Here is a 16177-nt window from a genome sequence, read left to right as displayed (position 1 = left end):
CGTTGCGGTCGGGTGGAGAACGCCGGGCGCGGCGGATCGTTCAGCCGCGATGCGCGTCCGCGCCGCCCGGCACGCGGTCAACAATGCCTGACAACAAGGCCCGACGGGGCCTCAGCCTTCCTCCACCCCGGCGGCGACGGCCTCCGCCACCGCCACGCGCCGCCGCAGCAGGCCGAATTCCAGCGCCGCATCGGCCGCCGCCTGCAGCTCCTCCAGCAGCGCGGCGTCGAGCGGCACGGCGCGGGTGCGCTGGCTGGCGAAGGCCTGCCGCACCGCCGGCTCCGGCAGGCGGGTCAGGCGGGCATTGGCGGCGGCATAGGCCTCCAGCCGGCCGGCGGCCCAGTCCCAGCCGCGCCGCTGGCGGCGGGCCAGGTCGGCCAGCAGCGGCCGGCGCTGGCGCAGCGCATTTTCATGCGCGGCGAGGAAGCTGACGGTGGGGGTCAGCCCGGTGCCGTCCTCCAGCACGCGGGCGCCGAACAGGGTGCGCTCGATCGCCACATAGGGCTCCCAGATCGCCCAGGCATCGACGGCGCCGGAGCGGAAGGCCAGCGCCGCGTCGGCCGGGCCGAGCCAGACCAGCTCCACCGCCTCCGGCGCCAGGCCGGCGCGCTTCAGCGCCGCGCGCAGCAGGAAATGGCCCCAGCCGCCGCGGTTGCCGGCGAGCTTCTTCCCCCGCAGGTCGGCGAGGCTCCTGGCCCGGGAATGCTCCGGCACCAGGATGGCCTGGGAGCGCGGCTCGGCGCGCGTGGCGGCGAAGGCGCGCAGCGGCGCCCCGGCGGCGAAGACGCTGAGGAAGGCGAGGTCGCCCATGGTGCCGGCGTCCAGCGCATCGGCCGCGAGCGCCTCCAGCAGCGGCGCGGCGGCGGGGAACTCGCTCCAGGCGATGTCGTAGGGCGGCGCCTCGCCCTGCGCGGAGGCTTCCAGCAGCGAGCGCAGCCCGCCCTTCTGGTTGCCCACGCGCAGGGTGGGGCGGCCGCCCTGGGCACGGGCCAGGGCGGGCATGGCGAGCAGGCCGGCGGCGGCGAGGCCGAGGCGGCGGCGGGTGGTGCGGAGGGTCTCGGTCATGGCGGCGAGCATGGCCGCCGCCGGAGCGTGCGGAAAAGAGCGAAGTTTGGCAAATTCCGCAGCAAAAAGAGAAGGTTATGCCATGCGGCGAAGGCCGAGCAGTGACTTTCTTCTCCCCGCCCCCGCCACTCTGATAAGAATATATACCTTTACTCCGCCCGGTTCCTCGCCCTAGGCTGCGGCATCATCGGCTCCGGCCTGTCCAGCACCGTCACCACCCGACCCGGCCACAGCACCAGCGCCCCGTCATGCACCTGCACCCGGAAGTGGCTCGGGCAGCCCAGCGCCTCCACCACGGCGCGCGGCAGGGTCAGCTGGTTCTTGCTCGTCAGCTTGGCCAGCCGGGGCGGGTTGCTCGGGGTTTTCATGCGGGGCCTCCGGTAAGGCAGTAAGATGGTAAGGAAGTAAGGAATATATTCCTTCCACGCAAGCGGAATCGCCCCCGTTTTCGCTCGACGCGGCGCGTCGCCGGAGCTACCTCCCCGCGCATGACCATCCAGCATCGCACCGTCCATCCGGCCGACGAGGAATCCCGCCTCGACCGCTGGTTCCGCCGCCACTTCCCCCAGGTGACGCAGGGCGCGCTGCAGAAGATGCTGCGCACCGGGCAGATCCGTGTCGACGGCAAGCGCGCCGAGGCCAACACGCGGCTGATGCGCGGCCAGGAGATCCGCATCCCGCCCCTGCCCGAGGGGCCGGCGCCGGAGCCCGAGCGCCGCGACCGCGAGGTGAGCGACGAGGATGCGCGCGCGCTGGAGAAGCTGGTCCTCTACCGCGACGACAGCGTCATCGCCCTGAACAAGCCGCACGGCCTGCCGGTGCAGGGCGGCCCGAACATCAAGAAGCACCTGGACGGGATGCTGGACGCGCTGCGCTTCGGCCATGAGGAGCGGCCGCGCCTCGTCCACCGGCTGGACCGCGACACCTCGGGCGTGATCCTGCTGGCGCGGGACGCGCTGGCGGCGCGCCGGCTGGCCAGCGCCTTCCGCGGGCGGGATGCCAAGAAGACCTACTGGGCGCTGGTGGTCGGGCAGCCGCAATACGAGGCGGGGCGGATCGACATGAAGCTGGGGCGCGTCGGCACCGGCCAGGGCGAGCGCACCGCCCCCGTGGAGGGCCGCGAGGGCCTCTTCGCCGTCACCGAGTACAGCACGGTCGATGTGGCGCGCCGCCACGCCACCTGGCTGGAGATGCGGCCGCTGACCGGCCGTACCCACCAGCTGCGCGTGCACTGCGCCTCGGCGCTCGAATGCCCGATCCTGGGCGATGGCAAGTATGGCGGGCAGGCGGCGCATCTCGAGGGGATGTCGCACGCGCTGCACCTGCACGCCCGCGCGCTGCAGGTGCCGCACCCGGAGGGCGGCACGCTGGAGGTGAGCGCGCCGCCGCCGCCGCACATGGTGGAGAGCTTCCGCACCCTCGGCTTCGAGGTGCCGCGCACGCCGCAGCCGCGCCGGGTGGGCTGAGGCCATGGCCCCGCCCCGCCGCCGCCGCCGCCGCACCCTGCTGGCCGGCGCCGCCGTGCTCGTGGCCGTGCCGGTGCTGGCCTGGGGCGGGCTGAACCTGGTGCTGCGCGATTCCGTGCTGCGCCCGCGCGTCATCGCCGCCGTGGAGCAGGCGACGGGGCGTGCGCTGACCCTCTCGGGCCCGGTCGGCATCAAGCTCTCCCTGGTGCCGACGGTGACGCTGGAGGGCGTGGCCCTGGCCAACGCCCCCGGCGGCAGCCGCGCCGAGATGCTGACGGCCAGCCGCGTGGAGGCGCGGCTCGCGCTGCTGCCGCTGCTCTCGCGCCGCATCGCCTTCGAGCGGCTGACGCTGATCGAGCCGGACCTGCTGCTGGAGGTGGATGCGGAGGGCCAGGGCAACTGGCGCCTCTCCCCCGCCCCCTCGCCCGCCACGGGCCGGCCGGAAGCGGCACCCGGCGGCGCGGCCGAGGGGCGGCTGGCGCTCTCCATCGCCGCGGTGGACATCGAGGGCGGGCGCCTCACCTGGCACGATGCCCGCACCGGGCGGCGGGAGGTGCTGGACATCCGCAGCCTCGCCCTGCGCGCCGAGACCCCGGCGGCGCCGATCGACTTCCAGGGCGCGCTTGGCCTGCGCGGCGTGGCCGTGGCGCTGGAGGGGCATGCCGGGCCGCTGGCGCGGCTGCTCGGCACCAGCGCCGAGCCCGCCGCCTGGCCGCTGCATGTTGCGCTGGCGGCACCGGGGCTGCAGCTGGTGGCCGATGGCAGCGCGACGCGCCCCGAGGCCGCCGCCGGCTGGCAGCTGGCCCTGAAGGCCACGGCCGAGAGTACCGCGCGCCTTGCTCCCTTCCTGCCGCGCGCCGGCCTGCCCCCGCTGCGCGGGCTGGAGCTGGACGCCGAGCTGGCCGATGCCGGCGCCGGCCGCCCGCCGCGCCTGGACCGGCTGGTGGCGCATACCGAGGGCGGCGATCTCGGCGCCTGGGTGCCAGGGCTGGCGCTGGGCGCCGCCACGCTGCGGATGCCCGGCCCGGAGCAGCCGGGGCAGCTCAACGCCGACCTCTCCCTGCGCGGCCTGCCGGTGCAGGCCGAGGGGCAGCTCCCCGCCCCGGCCGCGCTGCTCGGCGACGGGCCCTGGCCGCTGCGCCTGACCCTGCGCGGCGCCGGCGCCACCGCCGAGGCGCAGGCCGAGTTGCCGGGGCCACGGCTGGAGGGCGCCAATGTGGCGCTGAGCCTCGCCGCACCGGACACGGCGCCGCTGCTCTCGGCCCTGGGACTGCCCGGACCCCGCCTGACCGAGGCACGGCTGGAAGGCCGCCTGCTGCTGCCGGCCGGCGGCGCGGCGCTGGAAGGGCTGCGCCTGCGCGCCCGCGAGGCGACGCTGGAAGGCGAGGCGCTGCTGGCCTTCGGCGGCCCGCGCCCGGCCCTGACCGCGCGGCTGACCGCGCCACGGCTGGACCTGGATGCGTTGCTGGCCCCCCTGCCCGCCACGCCCGCCGCCGCGCCTTCCGCCGCCCCGGCGCCAAGCGCTGCCCCCGCCACGCCGCCCGTGCCGCCGGCGCCGCCCGCACCCGCCGCCACCGCCGAAGGGCCGCGCCGGGTGATCCCCGCCCTGCCGCTGCCGAATCTGGCGCCGCGCGGGCTGGACGGCGACATCCAGCTCGCCGTGGCGGAGCTGCTGGTGCAGGGCATCACCTATCGCGACCTGCGTGGCACGGCGAAGCTGGCCGATGGCCGGCTGGCGGTGGCGCCGCTGGCGGTGACGCTGCCCGGCGGCCGCCTCAGTGGCCGCCTCGGCGCCGACGGCACCGGCCCCGCGCAGCGCCTGACCCTGGCGCTGCGGCATGAGGGCGCCGGGCTGGACCTGCGGCCGCTGCTCCAGGCCTATGGCCTGCCCGGCCAAGCCAGCGGCCGGCTGGAGCTGGAGGCGGACCTCTCCGGCACGGGCGCCGACCTGCGGGCGCTGGCGGGCAGCCTGGGCGGGCATCTTGGCCTCGCCCTGGCCAATGGGCAGATCGACAACCGCCTGCTGGACCGGCTGGGCGGCGATCTGCGCCGCATGCTGGTGCCCAACGCGCCCACCGAAGGCGGCACGCCGCTGCGCTGCCTCGCCCTGCGGCTGAACCTGCGCGAGGGCGTGGCGCGACCCCAGGCGATGCTGCTCGAGACGGGGCTGGCCGATGTGGTGGGCAGCGGCCGCATCGACCTCGGCCAGGAGACCCTGGCGCTGCGCCTGCTGCCGCAGGTGCGGCTGGGCGGGCTGGGGCTGACGGCACCGGTGCTGGTAGGCGGAACGCTGGCCGCGCCGAGCTACCGGCTGGACCCGGCCGGCGTGGCCGAGGCCACCGCCGGCATCGTGGGCGATCTGGTAGCGCGGCAGATGGAGAACCAGGACTCCGTCCTCGGCCAGCTGGCCCAGCAGCTCGCCGGACGCGGCAATGCCCTGCCCGACTGCGCCCAGCAACTGGCCGTGGCACGCGGCGGGCGCAGCGGCCCCGTGCCGGCGCCACGCCCTGCCTCCCAGGGGCAGGAACGCCCCGCCAGCCCGGTGGACCTGCTGCGCGGCCTGCTCGGCCGCTGAGCGGGCCTGAGGCCCGGGCACGAAAAAAGCGCGGGGGCGTTCTCCGCTCCCCGCGCCGTTCCTGTTTCGCCTTGCTGCCTTACTCGGCCGCGGCGGCATCGTCCGGGTCGGGCCCGGCCACCATCAGGCTGTTGGCGACGATGCCGGACTGAGCACGGATGCGCTGCTCGACGCTGTCCGCCATGGCAGGGTTGTCGCGCAGGTACTGCTTGGCGTTCTCCCGCCCCTGGCCGATGCGCTGGCTGTCGCAGCTGAACCAGGCGCCGGACTTCTCGACGACACCGGCCTTCACGCCGAGGTCGAGCAGCTCGCCCACCTTCGAGATGCCCTCGCCGTACATGATGTCGAACTCGACCTGCCGGAACGGCGGGGCCATCTTGTTCTTCACCACCTTGACGCGGGTCTGGTTGCCGACGACCTCGTCACGGTCCTTGATCTGGCCGATGCGGCGGATGTCGAGACGGCAGGAGGCATAGAACTTCAGCGCGTTGCCGCCCGTCGTCGTCTCCGGGTTGCCGAACATGACGCCGATCTTGAGCCGGATCTGGTTCAGGAAGATCAGCAGCGTGTTGGAGCGCGAGACGGAGCCGGTGAGCTTGCGCAGCGCCTGGCTCATCAGCCGGGCATGCAGGCCGACATGGCTGTCGCCCATCTCGCCTTCCAGCTCGGCGCGCGGCACGAGGGCGGCGACGCTGTCGACCACCAGCACGTCGACGGCGCCGGAGCGCACCAGCGTGTCAGCGATCTCGAGCGCCTGCTCGCCGGCGTCGGGCTGGCTGATCAGCAGGTTGTCCACGTCCACGCCCAGCTTGCGGGCATAGCCGGGGTCGAGCGCGTGCTCGGCGTCGAGGAAGGCGCAGGTGCCGCCCTGCTTCTGCGCTTGGGCGATGGCATGCAGCGCCAGCGTGGTCTTGCCCGAGCTTTCCGGCCCGTAGATCTCGACGATGCGGCCCTTCGGCAGGCCACCGATCCCGAGCGCCAGGTCGAGGCCCAGCGAGCCCGTGGAGATCACCTCGACCTCGTCGGATTGCTGCTTCGCGCCCATGCGCATGATCGAGCCCTTGCCGAAGGCCCGTTCAATCTGGCTGAGCGCGGCGTCGAGCGCCTTGTTCTTATCCATTCTGGAACCTCTTAGCCCTTCGGCTCTGTTCGTCTCGCAACCGGGCACGGCGAGGAGCCGGTCCGTATGACTGGAATAACATGTGAGCGGGGCAAAGGTCGCGTCCCCATGCCGCCCTGGTGTTCGCTATATGTTCATGATTGCGGCGTTCCGCAAGAGGCTCCCGCAACATCCGCCAGATCAGCCACAGCCGCCGTCAGTTCGGCGGCGGTGTAGGGCTTGGCGAGGAAGCGCAGGCCCTGGTCGGACAGCCCTTCTTCTACCACGGACGGTGCATATCCGCTCACCAGAAGCACGGGCAGGCGGGGATTGCGGGCCCGCAATGCCCGCGCCAGGGCGGGGCCGTCCATGGCGCCAAGCATCATCACGTCGCTGACCAGCAGGGCGGGCGGCGATTCGGCCGCCAGGGCCAGTGCCGCCTCGGCATCCTCCGCCGCCAGCACCGGCCAGCCGGCGCGGCGCAGGGTGCGCTCGGCCAGCCGGCGCAACGGCGCCTCGTCCTCGACCAGCAGCAGCGGCCCGCCGCCGGCCGGGGCGGCCATGGGAGCCTCGGCCGGGGCGGGCTCGGCTTGGGCGCGATCGGTGGGCAGGCTGGCGGCGGGCGGCGATGGTGGCCCGGCAGCCGGCGCCTCGGTGCGCGGCAGCAGGATGCGGATTCGGGTGCCCTGCCCCGGCCGGCTTTCCACCGCGATATAGCCGCCCGATTGCCGCACGATGCCATGCACCGTGGCCAGCCCCATGCCGGTGCCGCCCTGCTGCGGCCGGCTGGTGAAGAACGGCTCGAAGATACGCGGCAGGATCTCGGGCGGGATGCCGTGGCCGGTGTCGCGCACCTCCAGCACCGTCCAGCGCCCGGCCGGAATCGGCTCGGGCATGGCCGGCTCCGGCTGGAGCAGCAGCGCGCGGCTGGTCGCCAGGGTCAGGCGCCCGCCCTCCGGCATGGCCTGACGGGCGTTCATCGCCAGGTTCATCAGCACGCGGTCGAGCTGGGAGGGGTCGATCCGCACCAGGCGCCCGGGCGAATCCAGCTCCAGTTCCAGCGCGATGGCCCGGCCGAGCAGCGGGCGCAGCATCCGCGCCATCTCGGAGACGGCGGTGTTCAGCGGCACCAGCCGCGGCTCCAGCACCTGCTGCCGCGCATAGGCCAGCAATTGCCGCACCAGCCCCGCACCCCGCTGCGCCGCCTGCCGCACCTGCTCCAGCTCCGCGGCGAGAGCCGGATCGGGGTTCTCGCCCAGATGCCGCCGCGCCTCCTCCGCAGCACCCAGCACCACGCTCAGCAGGTTGTTGAAGTCGTGCGCGATGCCACCGGCCAGCCCGCCCAGGGCCTGCAGCCGGTCGGACTCGGCGAGCTGGGCGGCCAGGGCCTTGCGGGGGGCGGCATCCGTCAGCAGCAGCACCGCCTCCCCCTGCGGCAGGGCGATGCGGCGTGGCAGCACGATCAGGCCCGGCTGCCCCAGGGGCGCGGCCAGGCGAAGCTCCGGCGGCTCCGGGCCGCCCGCCAGCCATTGCTGCAAGGCAGCGCGCGATTCGGGCGCGAAGATCAGTGTGATGGGCGTACCCGTCCGCAGAGGCAGGCTGGGTCCCAGGGCCGCGCGCAGGGCCGCGTTGCCTCCGCGAAGCCTGGCGGCGCCGTCGAGCCAGAGGGCGGGCTCGGGCAGGCCGGCCAGGAGGGACTGGAAGGCCGCCGGGCTGCGCCGCAGAGAGGCACGCCAGCGGGGCCAGAGATCGCGCAGGGGCATGGCCATGCGGTCATAGCATCACGATTTGGTGACGTCAGTCTTTCTTGGCCAGGCCGATCTGCCCGAGGGTCTCGCTGAGCACGGCGCGGGCATTGGCCAGCACGGTACGGTTGCGGGTGTCGGTGCCGGCCGGCAGGGGAAGGCCCGCCAACGGCCCGGCCGGGGCAGTCCTGGCGGTGGGGATGGCGGCGGGGGTGGTGGCGGAAACGTCGCCGGAAAGGCGCATGGCCACGGCCAGCAGCCGTTCCGATGGCGCCATCAGGCTGGCCACGCAGCTATCGAGCGCCTCGTTGATTTCCATCGTGCCTCCGGTTCCGCAGCGGGAGGACAGCAGGATGGAAGGCGCTGGTAAGGATTCGGTTAGGACGGTGCCGCTGCAGGTTTCGGTAACGAAGACCCGTCTAGCCTGCCGCCATGTCCGCCACCGCCCTGCCCGCCCTGCTGGCCGCCCTCGATTCCCTGGAGACGACGCTGAAGCTGGCCGAGGCGCTGGCCACGGGCGGCCGCTCCATCGATCTGGAGGGGCTGGATGCCGAGGTCACCGCCCTCTGCGCCGCCGCCCTCTCCCTGCCCGCCGCAGAGCAGGCCGAGGCCGGGTGGGCGCTGCGCCGGCTGCACGGGCGGGTGGAGCGGTTGCAGCGCCTGGTTTGAAGCGGCGCGCGGCCGGGCAAGGGAAGGATTGTGTCCTTCCCTTGCGCCGCCGCATCAGCCCTGCGGCAGATGCTTGCTGATGTAGGGCGGCAGGTTGAAGGCGCCGGTGTGGATCTCGGGCGTCCAGTACTGCGTCTGGCCCAGGATGCCGGCGGCCTCGGCGCGGGCGCGGATGGTGGCGGTGTCCACCTGGCGCAGCGTGGCGTCCTTCGCCGCCCAGCCCAGCGTCATGAAGCCGCCGACATAGGTCGGCACGGCGGCGACATAGGCCCAGATGTCGGCGAACACCTTGCCGCGGCGCAGGCTGGTCTCGGCCAGCTCCTCCGCCTGCATGGCGGGCACGCCGCACTGGTTGACGATGAGGCCGCGGTCGGAGAGCAGGCGCGCCGCGTTGGCGTAGAACTCGTCGGTGAACAGCACCTCGCCGACGCCGATCGGGTCGGTGGAATCGACGATCACCACGTCGAAGCTGCCGGCCTCGGCCTTGCGGACGTAGTCGATGCCGTCACCCACGATCACCTCGGCGCGCGGATCGTTCCAGGCGTCGCCGGCGATGTCGGGCATGTGCTCCTTGCAGAGCCGGATCACCTCACCGTCGATCTCGACCATCACGGCGCGCTCGACGTTGCGGTGCTGCAGCACGCGCTTCAGCACGCCGCCATCGCCGGCGCCGATGATCAGCACGCGCTTGGCGTCGCCATGCGCCAGCAGCGGCACATGCGTCAGCATCTCCTGATAGACGAACTCGTCCTTCTCGGTGATCTGCACCACGCCGTCGAGCAGCATGACGCGCCCATGGCTGTAGCTCTCGAACAGCATGATGTCCTGGAAGTCGCTCTGCACGCGGGCCAGTTCGCGCTTTACCAGGAAGCGCTGGCCCCACTCGGCGTAGAGCGTCTCGTTCACCCAAGAATCGGTCGGCATGGAGGAAATCCTCGGTCAGGAAACACAAGAAGGGGGCGGGATCCTGAGACCCCGCCCCCGCCTCGTCACGTGAAAGGCTGATGTCAGCCGATCAGGCCGCGCTTGTGCTCGGCGAGCTGCACGCGCTCCGGCCCGAAGCCCTTCTTCAGGATCGGCACCGCCTTGTACGGATTGCAGATCCCGCAGACGAAGATGTCGAGCGCCGCGTAGGCACGCTCCGGCCAGGTGTGGATCGAGATGTGGCTCTCGGCCAGCACCAGCACGCCGGACACACCGTCGGGCGCGAAGTGATGGAAGTGACCGTGCAGGATGGTCGCGCCGGTTTCGATGGCGGCCTCGCGCAGAACGGAATCGATATGCGCGGGGTCGTCGAGATTCGTGGCGCCCCACAGATCGACGATCAGATGCGTGCCGGCAAAACGCACACCATCACGCTCGACGAAGTGGTCCTTCGCCTCGCCGTGAGTATCAACAGACTGGGCTTCGCTCGGGCTGCAATCCGAAACCATCCCCAGCGGAGAAACGAGAGCGTCCATGGTTTGAGGGCTCCTTCCCACCAGAAGATGACCAGGGTGATCGTGGATCGATCAGGTCAACGAGGCGGCATATGGGGCATGGGGGGTCCTCCCCGCAACAGAAATCGGGACTTTGAGGCCGAAAAAAACGCGGGTCGTTCCCGCGTTCAGCGCGTATCTCGCCGCGCCGCCCCCCTCCCGCTCCGCAAATGCCCCCCGTGGACAGGGTCAGGGCTCGGAAAATCTTCTGTCACAATCCGCCCGGCGTCGAAAACCGCATCTTGGCCCTTGCCCGGCCTGGAAAGCCTGCTATACCGCCGCCCTGCGCTGGATGGGTGGCCGAGCGGTCGAAGGCGCACGCCTGGAAAGTGTGTATACCTCAAAAGGGTATCGTGGGTTCGAATCCCACCCCATCCGCCACGGCCGTCCTGGCCGAACCAGCCTCCGGGCCTTTCGAAATTCCGCTGACTGCAGCAGGCAAGAAGAAGCCCCGCCGCGCTTGCGCGGGCGGGGCCGGTGTTTTGCCGCGCGGTGTGGGCCGGTTCAGGCGGCGCGCGTCTTCAGCCGGCCGGCGAAGCTCTTGCGGAACTTGGCCACCTTCGGCGCCACCACCATCCGGCAGTAGCCGCTCCACGGGTTGCGGGCGAAGTAGTCCTGGTGCTCCGGCTCGGCCGGCCAGAAGGTGCCGGCGGGCTCCAGCTCCGTCACCAGCGGCGCCGGCCACAGCGCCGCGGCCTCGATCTCCGCCATCACCTGCCGCGCCGTCGCGGCCTGTGCCTCGGAGGTGGTGAGGATGATGCTGCGGTATTGCGGGCCGACATCGGCGCCCTGCCGGTCCTTCGTCGTCGGGTCGTGCAGGGTGAAGAAGATGCGCAGGATGTCGGCGTAGGAGATGGCGGCGGGGTCGAACACCACCTTCACCACCTCGGCATGGCCGGTGCGCTTGCCGCAGACCTGCTCGTAGGTCGGGTTCTCGGCATGGCCGCCGGCATAGCCGGAGACCACCTCGGTCACGCCGATCAGGTCGCGATAGGCGGCGTCGATGCACCAGAAGCAGCCGCCACCCAGGATGGCGGTCTCCTGCGGGGCATTCTCAGGCATGGGGTTCTCCTTGCTTGGGATGTCGAGCACGGAGATGGGGTCGCGGAGCGCTCCGCGCATCCCCGGCCGCTTGCGCGCCGCACGGGGCGGGGCCACCGTCGCGGCCATGGAATCGCACACCCCCTTCCCCGCCCAGGACCCGGCCCAGGCCGGGTTCGACCCCGCCGCCCTGGCCGAGGCCGTGGCCTTCGCCCAGGCGCATGAGAGCCCCTTCCCGCGCGACATCCTGGCGCACCTGGAATCCGGCTATTTCGAGCCGGCGCCGGACAACGAGGTGCTGGGCAACACCGCGCCGCGCGGCGCGCCGAACGGGCTGGTCCTGCGCCATGGCAGGCTCGTCGCGCACTGGGGCGACACGCGGCAGGTGGACATGACCTTCAGCGTGGCCAAGAGCTACCTGGCGCTGCTGGCCGGCCTGGCGCTCGGCGACGGGCTGATCGGCAGCCTCGATTCCCGCGTCTCCGCCAGCGTGGACGACCCGGCCTTCGCCGGGCCGCACAACGGCGCCATCACCTGGCGGATGCTGCTGGACCAGACCAGCGAGTGGGAAGGCACCCTGTTCGGCAAGGCCGACCGCATCGACCGCGGGCGCGACCTGAAGCGCGAGGGCAGCGGCCCCAAGGGCCATGAGCGCCCGCTGAAGACCCCCGGCACCTACTGGGAATACAACGACGTCCGGGTGAACGCGCTCTCCCTCGCCCTGCTCCACCGCTTCCGCCGCCCGCTGCCGGAGGTCTTCGCCGAGCGCATCATGGCGCCGATCGGCGGCAGCACGGACGGGCGCTGGGAAGGCTACCGCACCAGCTTCGTCGAGATCGACGGCCGGCGCATCCAGTCCGTCTCGGGCGGCGGGCACTGGGGCGGCGGCGTCTTCACCCATGCCGAGGACCAGGCGCGCATCGGCCTGCTGATGCTGGGCGACGGCGTGTGGGAAGGCCGCCGCGTGCTGCCCGAGGGCTGGGTGGCCGCCTGCACCACCCCCTGCCGGCTGAACGCCGATTACGGCCTGCTCTGGTGGCTGAACGGCCAGGGCCGCTACCCGGGCGCCAGCCGCGCCAGCTTCTTCGCCCAGGGCGCGGGCGGCAACTACATCTGGATCGACCCCGAGAACGGCCTCGTCGCCACCTTCCGCTGGCTCGACCCGGCGGCGCTGCCGGAGATGACGGCCCGCGTCACCGCCGCGCTGCGCGCCGGCTGAGGCAACCACCGCCATCAGGAAAGGGGGAGCGGCGCCGCTCGCCGCTTGCCCCGCCCTTCCCGCGCGCCCAGGCTCGCCAGCCGACAGCCGAGGGAGAGACCGCATGACCGCCTCCGCCTTCCCCCGCCGTGCCGCCCTGCAACTGGGCGCCGGGCTCGCCGCCGCCGGCACGCTGGGCCGCCCGGCCCTGGCGCAGTCGGCGGCGCGCACGCTGCGCTTCGTGCCGCACACCAACCTCCAGACCCCCGACGCGCTGCAATCCAGCACCCTCATCTCGCTGAACGCCGCGCACGCCATCTGGGACCAGCTCTACGGGCTGGACAGCAAGCTGCAGCCGCGCCCGCAGATGGCGCAGGGCCACGAGCTTTCGGAGGACCGCCTGCGCTGGCGGTTCCGCCTGCGCGCGGGCCTGCGCTTCCACGACGGCGAGCCGGTGCGCGCCGTCGACTGCGTCGCCTCGATCAACCGCTGGTCGCAGCGCGACCTGTTCGGCAAGCGCCTCGCCGCGCAGCTGGAGGAGATGCGCGCCACCAGCGACACGGAATTCGAGATCCGGCTGAAGCAGCCCTACAACCAGCTGCTCTACGGCCTCGGCGCCACCGCCTGCTACATCATGCCCGAGCGCGTGGCGCAGACGCCGGCCACCACCACCGTCGCCGACTTCACCGGCAGCGGCCCCTTCGTCTTCCGCCGCGACGAATGGGTCTCCGGCGCCTCCGTCGTCTTCACCCGCAACGAGGCCTATGTGCCGCGCGACGAGCGGCCCGACATGTGGGCCGGCGGCAAGGTGGCGAAGCTCGACCGGATCGAGTGGCGCATCATGCCCGATCCCTCCACCGCCATCTCCGCCCTGCAGACGGGCGAGGTGGACTGGCTGGAGCGCCCCCTGGCCGACCTGCTGCCGCTGCTGCGCGGCCGGCGGGGGCTGGAGGTGAAGACCATCGACCCGATCGGTGTCTGGGCCGAGCTGCGGCTGAACGACAGCGTGCCGCCCTTCGACAACCCGGCGATGCGCCGCGCCCTGTTCCCGGCGCTGCGGCAGGTGGACTACATGCAGTCCCTGGTGGGCGGCGACCCCTCCCTCTACCGCACCGGCGTCGGCGCCTTCCTGCCCGGCTCTCCCGCCGCCAGCGATGTGGGGCTGGAGGCTGTCACCGGCGAGCGCAGCATCGAGCGCGCGCGGCAGGCGGTGAAGGCGGCGGGCTACCAGGGCGAGACCATCATCCAGATGGCCGCCACCGACATCAGCTCCGCCGCCGCCATGTCGCCCGTGGCGCAGCAGATGCTGCGCGAGATCGGGCTGAACGTCGATTACCAGAGCGTGGACTGGGGCACGCTGATCAGCCGCGCCAATGCCGCCGGCGCCGCCGAGCGCGCCAACTGGCACTGCTACTGCACCGGCTGGGCGGGGCTGTGGGTCTCCAACCCCGGCAGCCACCTGCATCTCTACGGCACCCGTCCCAACCCGCGCCTGGAGACGCTGCGCGACGCCTGGTTCGACGCGGCGGATGCCGCCGCGCAGCAGCGCATCACCCGCGAGATGCAGGCCATCGCCTTCGAGGAGCCGCCCTTCCTGCCGCTCGGCCAGTACTTCACGCCGCAGGCCTACAGCACCAGGCTCTCGGGCTTCGTGCCCAGCCCGATCGCGCTGTTCTGGAACCTCGAGAAAGCCGCCTGAGAGAGGAGAGCCGCCATGGCCGACGCCGCCACCCTCGACACCACCCTCGACACCGCCCTGCCCGAGGCGCTGCGCGCCCGCCTCGACACGCTCTCCGGCTTCGAGGGCGCCCTGCTGCTGCGGGAGGGGGCGGAGGGCGTGGCGCTGGCCCTGCGCCGGCCCACCGGGCTGGTGCTGCGCCTGGCGGCCTTCTGGATCTCGCCCGGCGCGGCGGATGCGGAGGCCACTGCCCGGGCGCTCGCCGCGCGGCTGGAGGCGGCGGCGCACGAGGCCGGGCTGCTCGCCCTGCGTGCCGCGCCGGAGGATGCGCCCTGGCTCGACCCCGCCGGGCTGCGCCAGCTGGGCCTCGCGCCGCTCGCGGTACCCTATGCCGAACGCTGGCTCGGCAACGACGCGCCGCGCCGCGCCCTGCCGCTCTACGCGCAGACCACCCCCTTCACCTGCGGCCCCGCCTCGCTGCTGATGGGCTTCCAGGCCCTCGCCGGCCGCGCGCCCACGCGGAGCGAGGAGATCGCCCTCTGGCGCGAGGCCACCACCATTGTCAGCCTCGCCGGCCCCGGCGGCTGCGACCCGCACGGGCTGGCGCTGGCGGCCCGGGCGCGCGGCTTCGGCGCCCGCATCCTCGCCACCACCGACCGCGCCCTGCTGACCGAGCGTGCCGACACGGCGCAGAAGCGCGAGCTGATCGAGTTCGCGCAATCGGAGCTGCGGGCGCAGAGCGCCGCGGCCGGCATTCCCGTCACCCTCGGCGACTTCGCCATCGCCCCGCTGGCCGCGCATCTCGGCGCGGGCGGCCTCGTGCTGCTGCTGATCGACCAGCACCCGACCCATGGCCGGCATTCGCCGCACTGGATCCTGCTGCACCAGGCACGGGATGGCTGGTTCCTGGTGAACGATCCCTGGCCCGATCCGCCGCGCGGCGAGACGGCGGCGGATGCCGCCAACCTGCCCATCCGCGCCGAGGCGCTGGAGCGCATGGCCTGGTTCGGGGAGCCGCCCTACCGCGCCGCCGTGCTGCTCACCCCGCCTGGAGATGGCGCTGGCGATTGACGGCCGCGCGGCCCCGCCCGAGACTCCCGCGACAGCCACCGCCGCAGGACGAGACATGACCGACATCCAGACTGCCAGCGCCGTCCACGCCGCGACCCTGACGCTCGACACCCATGTGGACATCCCCTGGCCGCAGACGCCCGACCCGCGCGGCGAGACGGCGCGCTGCGTGGACTTCCCGAAGATGCGCGCCGGCGGGCTGCGCGCCGTGGTGTTCGCCGCCTACCTGCCGCAGGGGCCGCGCACGCCGGAGGGCCACGCCGCCGCCGCCGAGCGTTGCGAGGCGATGCTGCGCGCCATCCGCGCCACCGCCAGCGGCGAGGACCGCCGCATCGTCAGCCGCGCCGCGGAGCTGGAGGCGCTGCGGGGCAGCGGCGGCTTCGGCGTGCTGCTGGCAGTGGAGAATGGCTACGCCATGGGCGAGGATCTCTCCCGCCTGGCGCTGTGGCGCGGCCTCGGCGCCTGCTACGTGACGCTGACGCATAATGGCCATAACCTGCTGGCTGATTCCGCCATCCCCCGCCCCGACCTCGGCGACGGGCCGGTGCTGCATGGCGGCCTCTCCACGTTGGGGCGCGCGGCGGTGGCGGAGATGAACGCGCTCGGCCTGCTCGTCGATGTCTCGCATGTCGCCAAGAGCGCGATGCTGCAGGCGGTGGAGATCTCCCGCGCGCCGGTGGTGGCCACCCACACCTGCGTCCGCGCGCTCCGCGACCATCCGCGCAACCTCGACGACCAGCAGATGGACGCGCTGCGCGCCACCGGCGGGCTGATGCAGATCACCGCCGTGCCGGGCTTCCTGCGCAGCCCGGGCGCGGACGGCAAGGTGCGCGCCCGCGTGGCCGACATCGCCGACCATGTGGACTACGCGGTGCAGCGCATCGGCATCTCCCATGTCGGCCTCTCCTCCGACTTCGATGGCGGCGGCGGCGTCGAAGGCTGGATGAATGCGGCCGACAGCGCCAACCTCACCGCCGAGCTGCTGCGCCGGGGCTATGATGCCGAATCCGTCGGGCTGCTCTGGTCGGGCAATTTCCTGCGCGTGATGCGGGCGGCGGAGGCGGTGGCGGCGGCCGGGTAGAAAAGGCAGGC

15 protein-coding genes, 1 tRNA gene and 1 pseudogene are annotated in these 16177 nt (G+C 73.0%); 9 read left to right on the top strand and 8 right to left on the bottom strand.

Features of this window, described 5'->3' with window-relative positions; translation table 11 throughout:
- Positions 1-111: 111 nt before the first annotated feature.
- On the bottom strand, positions 112-1065 hold the full coding sequence (locus ACFOY6_RS01195; RefSeq protein WP_379634270.1) for an aliphatic sulfonate ABC transporter substrate-binding protein: 954 nt from the start codon (positions 1063-1065) through the stop codon (positions 112-114).
- 149 nt (positions 1066-1214) lie between these two features.
- Positions 1215-1433, bottom strand: a complete 219-nt coding sequence (locus ACFOY6_RS01190) for a hypothetical protein (RefSeq protein WP_379634272.1) — start codon at positions 1431-1433, stop codon at positions 1215-1217.
- Positions 1434-1553: 120 nt separating this feature from the next.
- Here ACFOY6_RS01190 and ACFOY6_RS01185 point away from each other — a divergent pair, with 120 nt between their 5' ends.
- The 3 genes and pseudogenes from ACFOY6_RS01185 to ACFOY6_RS01175 all read left to right on the top strand — a co-directional run bounded on the left by ACFOY6_RS01185 (position 1554) and on the right by ACFOY6_RS01175 (position 5106).
- Positions 1554-2531, top strand: coding sequence for an RluA family pseudouridine synthase (locus tag ACFOY6_RS01185; protein WP_109518622.1), 978 nt, complete (start codon positions 1554-1556; stop codon positions 2529-2531).
- Positions 2532-2535: 4 nt separating this feature from the next.
- Positions 2536-3063, top strand: a pseudogene (locus ACFOY6_RS01180) (AsmA family protein); the annotation flags it as partial.
- Positions 3064-3546: 483 nt separating this feature from the next.
- Entirely contained in the window at positions 3547-5106 is a 1560-nt protein-coding gene (locus ACFOY6_RS01175) for an AsmA family protein (RefSeq protein WP_379648465.1), read from the top strand.
- Between the two features lie 79 nt (positions 5107-5185).
- On the opposite strand, the gene recA is transcribed toward ACFOY6_RS01175, so the two are convergent.
- The 3 genes from recA to ACFOY6_RS01160 all read right to left on the bottom strand — a co-directional run bounded on the left by recA (position 5186) and on the right by ACFOY6_RS01160 (position 8269).
- Positions 5186-6226, bottom strand: a complete 1041-nt coding sequence (gene recA / locus ACFOY6_RS01170) for a recombinase RecA (protein ID WP_109518620.1) — start codon at positions 6224-6226, stop codon at positions 5186-5188.
- A gap of 134 nt (positions 6227-6360) precedes the next feature.
- The gene (locus ACFOY6_RS01165; RefSeq protein WP_379648439.1) at positions 6361-7974 is read right to left on the bottom strand and encodes an ATP-binding protein; all 1614 of its coding nucleotides are present in this window, start codon (positions 7972-7974) and stop codon (positions 6361-6363) included.
- A gap of 28 nt (positions 7975-8002) precedes the next feature.
- A complete protein-coding gene (locus ACFOY6_RS01160; protein ID WP_379634280.1) occupies positions 8003-8269 on the bottom strand; it encodes a hypothetical protein in 267 nt (88 codons plus the stop codon).
- 113 nt (positions 8270-8382) lie between these two features.
- Between ACFOY6_RS01160 and ACFOY6_RS01155 the strand changes: the two genes are divergently transcribed.
- The gene (locus ACFOY6_RS01155) at positions 8383-8619 is read left to right on the top strand and encodes a hypothetical protein (RefSeq protein WP_379634282.1); all 237 of its coding nucleotides are present in this window, start codon (positions 8383-8385) and stop codon (positions 8617-8619) included.
- Positions 8620-8673: 54 nt separating this feature from the next.
- Here the strand turns inward: ACFOY6_RS01155 and speE are convergent, their stop codons facing one another.
- Both speE and speD read right to left on the bottom strand, forming a co-directional pair.
- Positions 8674-9543 (bottom strand): polyamine aminopropyltransferase, encoded by an 870-nt coding sequence (gene speE / locus ACFOY6_RS01150; RefSeq protein ID WP_109518616.1) that lies wholly within the window; start codon positions 9541-9543, stop codon positions 8674-8676.
- An 83-nt stretch (positions 9544-9626) separates the two neighbouring features.
- The gene (gene speD, locus ACFOY6_RS01145) at positions 9627-10079 is read right to left on the bottom strand and encodes an adenosylmethionine decarboxylase (RefSeq protein WP_109518615.1); all 453 of its coding nucleotides are present in this window, start codon (positions 10077-10079) and stop codon (positions 9627-9629) included.
- A 308-nt stretch (positions 10080-10387) separates the two neighbouring features.
- Between speD and ACFOY6_RS01140 the strand changes: the two genes are divergently transcribed.
- Positions 10388-10478 (top strand) — tRNA-Ser (locus tag ACFOY6_RS01140).
- A 123-nt stretch (positions 10479-10601) separates the two neighbouring features.
- Here the strand turns inward: ACFOY6_RS01140 and msrA are convergent.
- On the bottom strand, positions 10602-11159 hold the full coding sequence (gene msrA, locus ACFOY6_RS01135; RefSeq protein ID WP_379634284.1) for a peptide-methionine (S)-S-oxide reductase MsrA: 558 nt from the start codon (positions 11157-11159) through the stop codon (positions 10602-10604).
- Positions 11160-11265: 106 nt separating this feature from the next.
- Between msrA and ACFOY6_RS01130 the strand changes: the two genes are divergently transcribed.
- The 4 genes from ACFOY6_RS01130 (at position 11266) to ACFOY6_RS01115 (ending at position 16166) form a co-directional block, all read left to right on the top strand.
- The gene (locus tag ACFOY6_RS01130) at positions 11266-12357 is read left to right on the top strand and encodes a serine hydrolase domain-containing protein (RefSeq protein WP_379648436.1); all 1092 of its coding nucleotides are present in this window, start codon (positions 11266-11268) and stop codon (positions 12355-12357) included.
- A gap of 103 nt (positions 12358-12460) precedes the next feature.
- Positions 12461-14035: an ABC transporter substrate-binding protein gene (locus tag ACFOY6_RS01125; protein ID WP_379648434.1), complete on the top strand. Its 1575-nt coding sequence runs from the start codon at positions 12461-12463 to the stop codon at positions 14033-14035.
- Between the two features lie 15 nt (positions 14036-14050).
- Positions 14051-15085: a peptidase C39 family protein gene (locus ACFOY6_RS01120; protein ID WP_379648431.1), complete on the top strand. Its 1035-nt coding sequence runs from the start codon at positions 14051-14053 to the stop codon at positions 15083-15085.
- A 55-nt stretch (positions 15086-15140) separates the two neighbouring features.
- Positions 15141-16166, top strand: coding sequence for a dipeptidase (locus ACFOY6_RS01115; RefSeq protein WP_109518611.1), 1026 nt, complete (start codon positions 15141-15143; stop codon positions 16164-16166).
- Positions 16167-16177: the final 11 nt, after the last annotated feature.

Source organism: Teichococcus aestuarii (genome assembly GCF_042651065.1).
Classification (GTDB): Bacteria; Pseudomonadota; Alphaproteobacteria; order Acetobacterales; family Acetobacteraceae; genus Pseudoroseomonas; species Pseudoroseomonas aestuarii.
Note: the sequence above shows the minus strand (reverse complement) of the source record. Positions and strands in the feature narration are given on the sequence as shown.